Below are 11,596 nucleotides of genomic sequence, written 5' to 3' on the forward strand. Positions count from 1 at the left end.
GGTGGAGTAGCGGCGACACGTCCCGTACTAGGCACGCCATAGAACGCGCGTCGGAATCGTTGGATCAGCCAGCCGCACCAGAAGGAGATCTTCAATGGCACGTTAAGTAAAGATCATTACATTTATGAGGTCAAGACCTTGTTTTGAAACACGGGTTTCACTACCATCCGATGCCAAAGTTGCGTGCCCATCCGCTCCGTAAGGAACCGTAGTACGTCCTTGCGGGAGAATGAGACTCGCGCCGGGGTCGTTCCCTGCCACATAGACAACCTGAAGGAGACCCGTGGATCCGCTGGCACCGTTGAACCGCCAAGACCCGTGCTGGTGCGGTTCGGGGAAGACATACCGACTTTGCCACCGGAAGTTCCACACCCCGCGCTCACAGCCAGGGGACCCTGTACCGGAGGATGATCACGATACGACCTGGTTAAGCCCAAGCATCCGAATAAGCCGCTCACTCTTGCCGGAGATGATGCCTGCCGGGGGATTTCCCATCATGGCCCCGACAGCCGAGCCCGGCCCCAGGTCAGTCCACTACAGCGAACTTGATCGCCTTGCCGCCCACGGCCGACACGAAGGTGCAGTAAAGAGCCCTGAGGCGCTCGGCAAGCTCCGGGTGGAAGTTCTCAAAGAACTTGTGAAGTGCCCTGATAATGACGCATCCGTCTCAGACGCCCATCTCGAAAGCATCCTCGCCTTAGCGGTCATGACCATTCAAACCGCCAGCAGCCTCACCAAAAGGAAAAAGGACCTGACGGTCTTGTGGAACGAGGACCTCGAAGCCGACGTATTCCTCAGTCGCACTCTTCTGCTCGCAGACCACATTTTCGTTCCCGACTCCCTTCTAAAGGCAGTATCAGAAGACCCCACCAACCGCTCTTTGAAAGAAGCCGCCCAAAAGCTCCTCAGGCACAAAAGTCTCCTGACAGCCGGCATTGTGATTCCGATACCCGATGGTGTCAGTCGCGCGGTCCAGGGTCGCAGCGTCCAAGAGCAAACCGCCCAGGACCTCCACCAAACAGAGATCGTCGAGTTCGTCCGCAGCCAACTCGTACTTGAAGGCCCCACAGCCCGGGAAGTCATTTTTGGTTCGGTGAAAGACGACCTGCAGAAGGAACTGTTTTCTAAAATATGGTTCCATGCCCGTATCGACCCTGAAAGCGTCAACTCAGGAACCAGAGAATTCACCACCCAGCTGCTGCAGCGTTATGACACTGACTACGACTACACGCCGTGGATCCGTGAGTGCCAGAATGCTGCCATTTCCTATTACGTGCAGCGCACCAACGAACGGTTAGTCTCGGCAGATGTCTTCGGCGCCCAATACGTCTCAGCTTCCCCTTTCGAAGCCCGACTGCTGCAACGCCGGGCGGCTACGGTCTCACCTCACCCGGCCCAGGCAGCCATCTGGGCGGGTGTCCCGATGCTTAGCGATCTTTCCAGTGCTGGCTTAGCGTCCCTTCTACGGCATGAAGAGCCCATCCAAGACCTGCGTAAGCGCATCCGGCGGGCTCTCATGACGGCCCAGGACACCAACCAAGAAATTCTCGCGGTCCGACAAGTCGCGCAGGAAATTCAAGACGCCTCCGAGGCGCTGACCAAGCGCATTAGAACTGACCGGCTTCTGTCCGGCATTATTCCCGCAGCTGGGTCCACACTCGGCATGGGCATAGCCTCCGTTGGAGGCTTGCCCGGTCTAACCGGAGCGGCAGTTGGGACACTCACCACCATGGCCCCATACCTTGCGACCCGTATCGGCTCACGCCGAGAAGCCTCGTACCTATATGTGGCTGCTAGGCGAGTCCGTCAGCGCGAAAGCAAACGAGCGCAGAGGAGATCAAAAATACGATAGGCCCGCTCTTTCCCGCTTCTCGGTCTGTTTAGTCGAGACAAGCCTTCTAATAGAGGCTCCTGCATGCAGGTGTAAACGGCCCACGGGCGCTTCGCCCGCTCATGGAACAGCATGTCAGGTACTTCATTGTTCTGGACTAGGGATCGCACCTCACCCCCAAGGTCTCCCATTTCCTTAGAAGTGGGACAGCCATGAGTGGTTGCCAGGTGCTGAGGTCAGTAGTCGCGCTCAGCCTAGGGGCCAGTACATGCACTTCCCCACGTGTTAGTGCCAGCTCATTGGCGTTCGTGACGAGAAAACTGAGAGATTTTTGCAAACTCATCTGGGCTGGCGCTACTTGCGCTGGGGCGAAACGGCCGGGGCGCTGCGCTGGTTCGGCTTTCAGTTCTCGAAGTACGTCGTGGCCGGGCCGGTTTCTCCTGTCAGTCCGCTGATAATGCCGTCGGCGACGTCGTGAAGTTTTTGGTTCCGGTTCTGGGACGCTTTGTGCAGGAACGCAAAGGCTTCATCCTGGGTGCAGCGGTTCTGGGCCATGATCATGCCGCAGGCTACGTCGATGGCTGTCCGGCGTGCCATGGCCGCTTTGAGGTCTTCAGCGAGCAGGTCTGCAGCGGCGATCCTCAACACCAGGCGCAGGGCATGGGATGCGATGTCAGCGAAAACCTGTGCCTCAGTGGTGGCTTCTTCGGTGAATACCCCCGTTTCGGGGGCGAAGAAGTTCAGGGCCGCCGAGGCGTCCTGTCCCAGGGGCAGCGGCACACCCAGGACGCTACGGACACCGGCCAGGGCCAGGTCTTTGCAGTATTTGGGCCAGCGCGGATCCGTGTTTGTATCTGCCAGCAGTATGGGCCCGCCCGTTTCGAGCGCCGCCAGAGCTGGACCCTCTCCAAGGGATTGTTCGATGCCATCGAGCACGATCGCTTCATCGTTGCTGCCGGCGATGGTCACAGCCCGTTTGCGCCGCCCCAAGGTCACCCCGCATTCGACCGGGGCACCGGTGACCCTGGACATGGTCGTGGCCGCGTACCGGGTCATGCCGTTCAGGAAGGCCCTGATGTCGGCTGTGCTGGTGATGAGCTGGTGGAGGCGCTGGAAGTCCTCGTTCTGTTCCTCAGTGTCCACGCCCCCATAGTAAAACCAGAACCCCACGACCCACGCCTCACCCCAATCGAGGGTCACGAATGGACGAAGCCGATGCGTCAGGGCAGGATGGAGTCATCCGCTGAGGCAGTCCGGCGGCCAGGAGACAGCAGATCTCTTGACCACACCCACACCGGCTAAGGTTCATGTCCGGAGGAGCAGGACTCATGAGCAACCTTCAAATCGGCGATACCCTCCCGTTGGAACGACTAAGTTTCAGCGCCACCGAATGCCCGATCTCAACCGGAGCTCCTGGCGCGGAAGAGATCTGCGTCCTGGATGCCGGGCACATCGGCCGTCACCTGTCCGCAGGCGCAGACCTGGTAGTCCGCGCAGTCTGGGGCTAGCCAACCCATGCACCCACTGGTTCTGATGGGCATCGTTCTGGGGGTCGCCATCATATGGTCAGGGTTCGTCTTCTTCATGCTTTCACGACTCGAAAGAGAGGAACGCAGAGCCATGCGTGCCGCCCGTAAAGCAGCTGAAGCAGCCCTCACGCAGAAACGCTCTCCCCGGAAACCCAAACGGGCGTAGAAGAAGTGCCCACGCCCCGGACCCTGGGCCAGCCGAGCAGGCGAAAGGCCGGACAGGCTTCTGATTACCGCTATCCGGCCTTGCCAGCAGATACAGGGGCAAGTTGTCGGCCACTAGGGGGAATAGTGCCGGCTGCTGTCATCCGCTTCCTCCAGTAGACCCCTGAACGAGGGTGCGGGCACGAGTAGTCAGTACTCATCTTTTCGCCCTCAAGTAATGATGACTACCTAGGCTCTCTAGGAACTTCTCCTTTGTCCTGTTCACGGAGAGGAGATGCTCTGCGGAGGTTCCTTTCCTGGGAAGCTCCCAACGGGACCGAGTACACCCAAGTAGCCGCACAAGTGCGATGCCCGCAAACCCGAGTACCAATTACTGGTGCCCACGCGAAAACCATCCGATTAACTTGAAGCAAGCCGGCAGCGACAGAGTGACATCCTTTCATGAAGCTCTCCCCCAGCCGCTGCCGGCTCACAAGCACATGGGCGTTCCGGAAGAGCCGAATGCATCACGAAGTTCTCCCCGAAGGCCTCCACCCCTCAAGGGCCAACCGCGCGAGCATGTGCGCAGGCATAGGCACCTTGCGCGCTGCTTTCACATCGTCAGGAGCTTCAAGTAGTTCCGAAGGGGCCACTGACGTTCTGCCTGGGTGGGAGCAACCCGTTCCAGTATTCGTTGGTGGGAAACTCACCAAACCTCCACTGATACCCCTCGACACAGTCATCAGGGGTTACCAAGGGATTGTTCATAGGAACTCGGTATCGACAACGGTGCGCGTACCAATGCCTGGAGTCGGAACAGCGAAAGAGGCGGTCCGTTGTAGACCTCTAGTAGCCCACTTCAACATCAAAATCATCCTTGGACCGCCCCGTCAGGATTGCAGCTGCCTCTCTGACAGTCTCGGGAATCTCGGCAACCCTCTGCGCCTGAGCTTCCAGTTCGGGCAATTCGACCACGTACAGATCCAACCTGCCGTCCGTGGCTTTGCTGATTCGTACCGTGAGCCTCATACGGACCTCCTGCCCTGGTCTCCAAGCATTTTCATTTTTTGGACGTGGAACACTATGTAGGTTCGACGGATGAAATTCTCGGGGCCAGTCTATGGTGTTCCACTTCCTTGGAAGTGGGACGTCATAAACAGGCACACTCCCCGATCGCCGGCTTGATTGTCCGCCGAGATCCTGTGTAAGGGGATCCCGAACGGGCGGGGTGGCATCTCCGATCGACGGCAATGGGCCCCGGACCTCTCCTGCCGTAGCGGGTGGGGCTGCGGGCGGTATCTGTCCCCGTATGAACCGCTCTTAGCCCACCGACAGGTCTTCTCGCACACCCCAGCGAACCGTCTTGCAAGGACGAGTGGCGAAGATACCTAGATTTTCTATTAGTAAGGGTGCTTGCTATTTCGTGTGGGTTTGCTGTTTCATGGGTGGGACGGGTGGGGGGCCCGGGATCACCACGAAGCAATTCCATCTTCAAGGCTCGCACCCCCCGGAGGAAACATGCTCGAAACGCTGCAGGCAGGACTTATCCAGGTAGTGGAGTTCGTCCCGAAACTGCTTTTATTCCTGGTCATTTTGATCGTCGGTCTTCTGATCGCCAAAGCCATTTCCAAGGCGCTGAACAAGCTTCTGGAGAAAGTTGGTTTCGATCGGCTGGTCGAACGCGGCGGCATCAAGAAGGCCCTGGCCCGGTCCTCGATGGACGCCAGTGACATCATCAGCAAGATCGTTTACTACGCCTTGGTGCTGTTCGTTCTTCAGTTCGCCTTCGGCGTCTTCGGACCGAACCCGGTCAGTGACCTGCTCAGCGGCATCATTGCTTTCCTGCCCAAGATTGTCGTGGCGATCATCATTGTCATCATCAGCGCGGCCATCGCAGCCGGGGTGAAGACCCTGATCCAGGGATCCCTCGGGGGCCTGTCCTACGGCAAGGCCCTGGCCAACATCGCGAGTATCTTCATTCTGGGTATCGGCATCATCGCCGCCCTGAACCAGGTCGATATCGCCACCACGGTCACGACACCCATCCTCATCGCCGTGCTCGCCGCGCTGGTGGGTGTCATCGTCGTCGGAGTCGGCGGTGGCCTGATCGGACCGATGTCCCGGCGCTGGGAAAGCTATCTCAGCAAAGCCGAGGCAGAAGCACCCAGAATTAAGGCCGAAGCCGCTTCCGCCCCGCCGGCTACGGACCAGCTGAAAGCCAAGGCTCAGGAAGCTACCGGCACCCCTGCCACGGGCGGCGCCCACGCGACCCGTAATCCCATGGCCTGAAACCCCTCAAGAACCCAACCGCAGTAACAGAAGGAGAACATCATGATTAACGCTGAGAACCTCACTTCACTGTCCAACACCGGTGGCAACGTCATCGATCAGGACGGCACCAAAATCGGTGGCATCGGACAAATTTACGTTGATGACGAAACCTCACAGCCGAGCTGGGTCACGGTCAAGACCGGCCTCTTCGGCAGCGGGGAGTCCTTCGTCCCGCTGGATTCTGCCTCGCAGGACGGCGATGACATCGTGGTCCCGTACACCAAGGACAAGGTCAAGGACGCTCCCCGTGTCGCCCCTGACGGGCACCTGGAACCCGAGGAAGAAGAACAGCTCTACAGCTACTACGGACTCTCCGGCGGTTACACCCGGACCGGTACTGACGATACAACCGGTCGTGGAACAGGTGGCCGGGAAACAGTAGGCCATGACACCTCCGGTCCGACCACCGATGAGGCGATGACCCGCTCGGAGGAACAACTGAACGTCGGCACCCGCAGGGAAGAAACCGGAAAGGCGCGGCTGCGGAAATACATCACAACCGAGAACGTCACCACGACCGTCCCGGTCCAGCGCGAGGAAATCCGTGTTGAACGTGAACCCATAACCGATGCGAACATCGGCCAGGCCATGGACGGGCCCGAGATCAGCGAGGAGGAACACGAAGTGGTCCTCCACGAGGAACGCCCCGTCGTGGAGAAAGAAACCGTCCCGGTCGAACGGGTACGGCTGGACAAGCAGACCGTCACTGAAGAACGAGCCGTCAACGAAGAAGTCCGCAAGGAAAACATCGAAGTCGACGACGAGGGCCGCACCGGCCGCCAATAACAGCCGCCGGGCTGGCTGGCGTCCCCCGGGACAGCCAGCCGGCCTGCCCGGCTGGGGAAAGGACAGGACATGGCTGGCATCAACCATTCAGGATCCAGCAGTCCCCGCGGTCACCGGGACGGGCTCGTTGCCGCGGAAAGAGAACGCTTCGGCGGCATCAAATGGGGTTCAGCCTTCTTCGGGTGGTTGACCGCGATCGGCATGACGGTTCTCCTCAGCGCCCTGGCCACCGCAATCGGTGCAGGTGTGGGGGCGGCGAACACCACCAACGCCCAGGAGGCAGCGCACCAGGCAACGCAGAACGCCCAAACCCTTGGCATCCTCAGCGGGATCCTTCTGGTCATCATCTTGTTCCTCGCCTACTACTGCGGCGGCTACGTCGCCGGTCGCATGGCCCGCTTCGACGGCATCAAGCAGGGACTCGCTGTCTGGCTATGGGGCATCATCATCGCCATCATCGTCGCGGTCCTGGCCGCGGTGGCCGGTAGCCAGTTCAACATCCTCGGCAACCTCGGCGTCGCTCCCCGGATACCCGTCGATGGAAGCCTCCTGACCACCAGCGGCATCATCGGACTCGTCATCGCCGTGCTCGTCCCGCTCGCATGGGCCATCGTCGGAGGTAAAGCCGGAATGCATTTCCACCGGAAAGTGGACCAGGCAGGCATCAACCACCGCGCCGCAACCACCAACTAAGGGCCCAACAAAAGCCGATAGCCCACCAGCCCACGCCGGTGCGCTATCGGCGTGCAGGAGCCGTCCCGGACTCCGGACCCCCAGCCTCCCGGCGAACCCGGCCGACGGCCGGCTCGCTCCCGCCACCACCGAACCAAACGAGGGTGTGACCATCCCGGCGCGCTGACCGCACCCGCCCGTCCGGACAGCTTGCGAAAGACCCCTAGGGGAAATATTTGTTATCTCCTGCAAAGCTTTTGGGATTTTCGCGTCACGATCCTGGTCCTGCGCGCACTGTAACCGTATGGGCGTCTCTTGCCGTCTGTAGCAACAGTGCAGCGAAACGCGGCCCCCGCTACGGGCCGGTAAAGTACCCGCCCACCATTTCTGACGTGATGGAGAGCCGCCTCTTGATCGAATCTTGAGGTAAAGCATGCCTTGATCTTGAGAGGCAGATGTCACTTTTGGATGGTCTCGCGCAAGCACAGGCATTGATCGGGTGGTCCGTCATGCAGCCGGCCGCCCACCCGGTTCCTCCTCACCGTCAGCCTGTTCCGGACCTTGGCCGCTCCGGCCAACATCCTCATGGGGCTGACTGGGAGCCGCAGTCCCGATGGCTGCCCGTTGGCACTCCCAACGCCAACCCAGCCACGTTAGACCTTCGGACGCCCTCGGAATGGGCTGATGTGCCCGTTCGCTGTCTGCGCTCGTGGCTGCCCTGGGTTCAGCTTCTAGCGCTGTCCTGCACTTCAGGCAAGAACCTGGACCTCTCCAGAGTCGAGGGAATTACTAGGCAGTCTAGGTAGTCGTTGGGTTCCACGGGCGAAAAGACGAGTACTGGCTACTCGGGTGGGCGGGCTGCTTTCCTGTCTTACTTAAGGGAGCGGATGACAGCAGCCGGCGCTATTTCCCCCATAGTCAGCCGACACTTTGCCCCTGTATCTGCTGGCGAGGCCGGACAGCGGTACCCAGAAGCCTGTCCGGCCTTTCGCCTGCCCGGTTGCCCCGCCTGGTGAGTGATTCTGGCTTGTCGTTCGCGCGGCAGCTGGGACCGCAGAATAAACGAGTGGGTTGGGGTGGGCACCCCTGCCTGTGAGGCGCGGGCAACAATCGCTCCGGTCTGATTCTCCAATTCGGAAGGCAGCCCGGCGGCGAGGTCACGTTGCATTGATGACGTTGTTAATGGGTCGAAAACGTCAAGATAAACAGAGAAGACCTCCTTAATATCCTCCTCCGAGAACTTCACACCACAGGCATGAGCCACCGAAGCGCACTCGGTAATGCCCTCACGAACCATCGACCGGGTCTCGGGGTGCGCACGGCTCACTCCCACCGGGACACCGGCCACAGCCCCTACCCCACCATAGGAGGCGATAAGAGCAATCTTTTTCCACAAGGCACGCTGCACGTCTTCGACCACGGTGGTGGCCATGGAACTGCCGTTGAAGGCACCCGCCATCTGCTCTGCGATGCCGCTGCCGGCGCCGACGGCGTCGAAAAGCCCGGCGCTGAGAATCGCTTCCCCTCCGATCAATTCAACAGCCAGCGGGGCAGTTCGCTTGACTATCACCACGCACGTTGTGGCGATAACGGGAGAGTTAGGGAAGTGGCGTCGGGCGAGCTCGGGCGCGTCTATTCCGTTTTGCAAGGTAACCAAGGCCGTTCCATCATCAACCTTGCCCCGAAGGTCGCAGAGAGCTTCCTCCACCTGCCACGCTTTCGTGGCGAGCAGTACGGCATCGACTTCCAATGGGACGGGAAGCTCTGAAACGACACGCACACCTGGTATGGATTCTTGTTGGCGTGCACTGTCCAACTGTATCTGGGCGTCCTTGACGGTCGACCGGGCCTTGAGGGTAACGTCGTGCCCTCCCAGGGCAAGACGGGCAGAAAAATAGAGGCCCATGGCCCCGGCACCATATACGAGTATCTTCATCGATTCATCCTTACATTGTGGCCAGAACGGAGTTGAGCTGTGGCCCAGCTTGCCATTGGCGGGCATCTTGACGGCTGGATAGTAGAACTCACATCGCTGTAGACGTGCTCATTCATCTTCTCGGGATCTTTGCTGTGACCGGCATAGCTGGTCCACGGGACCTCGGTCGAGGGACTTGGGGAGTCCTAACCTCGCCTTCGCGCGAGCCATTACACGCCCCTAAGGCCGAGTGAACCGCAAGTGAGGTGGTCGCTCCAAATGATGTCCGGTTGCATTCGGTTACTAAGAAACACTCTGGTTACCCTGCCGAAAAGAATGTAATCTAACTCACATTCAGCATTATGGAATACCGATTCCATAATGCGAAATACTTCCGTCCACAATGAGGTGGCGGAAAACTCTTTGGGAGGCATCGTGGAAATCGCTAAAACTGGGCATCCGCCATCGACAACTTCAACTCTCGAGGAGAGGAACCGTACCTTCCGGCGTGTGGTGTTCCGCCTCATCCCTTTCCTTACCCTGGTATGGTTCCTGGCCTGGATTGACCGGGTTAACATCGGCTTCGCCAAACTGACCATGATGGATGACCTCCAGTGGACCGAAGTGGTCTACGGTGCCGGGGCCGGTATTTTCTTCATCGGTTACTTTTTCTTCGAGGTTCCCAGCAACTTGTTGCTGCAAAAGATCGGCGCACCGAAAACCATCATGCGGATAGCCCTGGGCTGGGGCATCGTTTCGATACTGATGGCCTTCGTTCAGGAGGAATGGCAGTTCTATACCCTCCGGTTTCTCCTCGGTGCCTTTGAGGCGGGGCTGCAGCCCGGTGTGATCCTGTTCCTGACGTTCTGGCTGCCGGCGCACCGCCGCGGTAAAGCCATGGCGATCTTCATGTCCGCTTCCGCGATGTCCCTGATGGTGGGATCCCCGCTGGCCGGGTTCATCATGGACACCTTCAACGGCTCTCTGGATCTGGCCGGCTGGCAGTGGCTCTTCATCATTGAAGGCATCCCCTCGGTAGTGGTGGGCGTCGCTGCGGTCTTCATTCTGACCAACAAGCCCATCAACGCCAAGTGGCTCTCACCCGCGGAAAAAGAGCATGTCGCCTATGAACTCGCTGTTGAGGACACCACGCTGGGGAATCGTGACCATAATTTCTGGTCCTCGCTCAGGAAGCCCAGCACATGGGTACTGATCCTCACCTTCTTTTGCATCGTCGCCGGCAACGCCACCCTGACTTTTTACGGCCCCAGCCTGGTCAAGGCTGTCGGCATCACCGACATCACGACATTGGGTTGGGTCATGTCCGGCATCTACGCCTGCGGTTGGATTGGGATGGTCGTTAACGGCTGGCTCTCAGACCGCAACCATGAATCACGATGGCATACCGCCTTCGCTGCAGGGCTGGGAGCTGCCGGACTCGTACTGGCTGCGATCTTCCTCAACCAGGGCAGCACCCTCGGAGTTATCTTCGCCTTGGCCCTGTCTGCTGCCGGGACCATGGGCGCTATTCCAGTGTTCTGGAACCTGCCCGCGCGCTTTATGTCGGGCACCGCGTTAGTGGCGGGTCTTGCGGTCATCAACTCCATCGCCAACTTGGCCGGCTACTTCGCACCCCAGGTTCTAGGGGGAATCAAGGCATCCACCGGTGACTACACCGGCGGGCTCTACCTGATTGCCGCAGTCGAGTTCCTAGCCGTCGGTCTGGTCCTGTTTTTCATCAAAAAACAAGCCAAAGCAAATGTGGAAGCACCCCAGGGTAAGGACATGACCGAGGTCCGCTGACAAGGGCGACAGAGGTTGCGTCAATCTGACGCAGCCTCTGTCCTTCCAAGGTCTAAGTGCGAGGTGTTCAGGCCTCACGTGAGGCGAGGTCGCTGATAACCCTCAGCTGCTTGCGCATCATCAGCAGGTCACCCCAGGCAAGGAGATAGCGTCGCAGCCGCGGCAGGAACCTCCCTACAAGGGGGACCCACATCTCAACATGGACAAACGTGTCTCCGTTACCGGTGTCTTCCACCGCGTAAACCAGGGCAATATCACCGAAGACTCGTGAGGGCCAACCGGCCGTTATTTTCAGGGCGATGTACTCTTCCTCGGCGAAACCAACCACCGTGAAGATCGTCATGAATTCCTGGTCAAGGGCAAGATCAGCGAAGCTGCGGTCAGCTACGCGCGGGCTGCGTTTTCCAAAGTTGTCGATCCAGTCGTAGCTGTATGGGGCTCGGCGCAGCTGGCACAACCACAAAAACACTTCCGGGGCTCTGGCGGGGCTTTGGATACTCCGGCGCAACCGTACCCAGTCAGAATCATAGAGCGGGCTCGTAAGGGGAGTTTCTCGTGTAGGCCCCCAGACCCACGGGAGCCCTC

At 59.5% G+C, this 11,596-nt stretch carries 10 protein-coding genes and 1 pseudogene; 7 read left to right on the forward strand and 4 right to left on the reverse strand.

Annotated features, from left to right (window positions below):
• Nucleotides 1-283: 283 nt before the first annotated feature.
• Both ACIQTW_RS20475 and ACIQTW_RS20480 read left to right on the forward strand, forming a co-directional pair.
• Nucleotides 284-361 (forward strand): annotated as a pseudogene (locus ACIQTW_RS20475) (SEC-C metal-binding domain-containing protein); the annotation flags it as partial.
• A gap of 135 nt (nt 362-496) precedes the next feature.
• Nucleotides 497-1,852, forward strand: a complete 1,356-nt coding sequence (locus tag ACIQTW_RS20480) for a hypothetical protein (RefSeq protein WP_402941075.1) — start codon at nt 497-499, stop codon at nt 1,850-1,852.
• 381 nt (nt 1,853-2,233) lie between these two features.
• On the opposite strand, the gene ACIQTW_RS20485 is transcribed toward ACIQTW_RS20480, so the two are convergent.
• Nucleotides 2,234-2,974, reverse strand: coding sequence for an ANTAR domain-containing protein (locus tag ACIQTW_RS20485; RefSeq protein WP_402940935.1), 741 nt, complete (start codon nt 2,972-2,974; stop codon nt 2,234-2,236).
• 185 nt (nt 2,975-3,159) lie between these two features.
• On the opposite strand from ACIQTW_RS20485, the gene ACIQTW_RS20490 reads away from it, so the two are divergent.
• Nucleotides 3,160-3,339, forward strand: coding sequence for a hypothetical protein (locus tag ACIQTW_RS20490; protein WP_402940938.1), 180 nt, complete (start codon nt 3,160-3,162; stop codon nt 3,337-3,339).
• 1,011 nt (nt 3,340-4,350) lie between these two features.
• On the opposite strand, the gene ACIQTW_RS20495 is transcribed toward ACIQTW_RS20490, so the two are convergent.
• Nucleotides 4,351-4,533 carry a hypothetical protein gene (locus tag ACIQTW_RS20495; RefSeq protein WP_402940941.1) on the reverse strand — a complete coding sequence of 61 codons (183 nt, stop codon included), beginning with the start codon at nt 4,531-4,533 and terminating at the stop codon, nt 4,351-4,353.
• A 489-nt stretch (nt 4,534-5,022) separates the two neighbouring features.
• Between ACIQTW_RS20495 and ACIQTW_RS20500 the strand changes: the two genes are divergently transcribed.
• From ACIQTW_RS20500 to ACIQTW_RS20510, 3 genes are all read left to right on the forward strand, one after another.
• Nucleotides 5,023-5,793, forward strand: a complete 771-nt coding sequence (locus tag ACIQTW_RS20500; protein ID WP_402940943.1) for a hypothetical protein — start codon at nt 5,023-5,025, stop codon at nt 5,791-5,793.
• 42 nt (nt 5,794-5,835) lie between these two features.
• Entirely contained in the window at nt 5,836-6,621 is a 786-nt protein-coding gene (locus ACIQTW_RS20505) for a DUF2382 domain-containing protein (protein ID WP_402940946.1), read from the forward strand.
• Nucleotides 6,622-6,690: 69 nt separating this feature from the next.
• The gene (locus tag ACIQTW_RS20510) at nt 6,691-7,314 is read left to right on the forward strand and encodes a hypothetical protein (protein WP_402940949.1); all 624 of its coding nucleotides are present in this window, start codon (nt 6,691-6,693) and stop codon (nt 7,312-7,314) included.
• A gap of 850 nt (nt 7,315-8,164) precedes the next feature.
• Here the strand turns inward: ACIQTW_RS20510 and ACIQTW_RS20515 are convergent.
• Nucleotides 8,165-9,229 (reverse strand): ketopantoate reductase family protein, encoded by a 1,065-nt coding sequence (locus ACIQTW_RS20515; protein ID WP_402940952.1) that lies wholly within the window; start codon nt 9,227-9,229, stop codon nt 8,165-8,167.
• 360 nt (nt 9,230-9,589) lie between these two features.
• Between ACIQTW_RS20515 and ACIQTW_RS20520 the strand changes: the two genes are divergently transcribed.
• Nucleotides 9,590-11,011, forward strand: coding sequence for an MFS transporter (locus ACIQTW_RS20520; protein ID WP_402940955.1), 1,422 nt, complete (start codon nt 9,590-9,592; stop codon nt 11,009-11,011).
• Between the two features lie 67 nt (nt 11,012-11,078).
• Here the strand turns inward: ACIQTW_RS20520 and ACIQTW_RS20525 are convergent, their stop codons facing one another.
• The gene (locus tag ACIQTW_RS20525) at nt 11,079-11,480 is read right to left on the reverse strand and encodes an SRPBCC family protein (RefSeq protein ID WP_402940958.1); all 402 of its coding nucleotides are present in this window, start codon (nt 11,478-11,480) and stop codon (nt 11,079-11,081) included.
• Nucleotides 11,481-11,596: the final 116 nt, after the last annotated feature.

The organism is Paenarthrobacter sp. NPDC090517 (assembly GCF_044769165.1).
In the GTDB taxonomy this organism is placed as follows: Bacteria; Actinomycetota; Actinomycetes; order Actinomycetales; family Micrococcaceae; genus Arthrobacter.

Coding starts and splice junctions, on each gene's coding strand:
- ACIQTW_RS20505 (WP_402940946.1), top strand. CDS start 5,836: ATGATTAACGCTGAGAACCTCACTTCACTGTCCAACACCGGTGGCAAC.
- ACIQTW_RS20510 (WP_402940949.1), top strand. CDS start 6,691: ATGGCTGGCATCAACCATTCAGGATCCAGCAGTCCCCGCGGTCACCGG.
- ACIQTW_RS20495 (WP_402940941.1), bottom strand. CDS start 4,533: ATGAGGCTCACGGTACGAATCAGCAAAGCCACGGACGGCAGGTTGGAT.
- ACIQTW_RS20515 (WP_402940952.1), bottom strand. CDS start 9,229: ATGAAGATACTCGTATATGGTGCCGGGGCCATGGGCCTCTATTTTTCT.
- ACIQTW_RS20500 (WP_402940943.1), top strand. CDS start 5,023: ATGCTCGAAACGCTGCAGGCAGGACTTATCCAGGTAGTGGAGTTCGTC.
- ACIQTW_RS20480 (WP_402941075.1), top strand. CDS start 497: ATGGCCCCGACAGCCGAGCCCGGCCCCAGGTCAGTCCACTACAGCGAA.
- ACIQTW_RS20520 (WP_402940955.1), top strand. CDS start 9,590: ATGCGAAATACTTCCGTCCACAATGAGGTGGCGGAAAACTCTTTGGGA.
- ACIQTW_RS20490 (WP_402940938.1), top strand. CDS start 3,160: ATGAGCAACCTTCAAATCGGCGATACCCTCCCGTTGGAACGACTAAGT.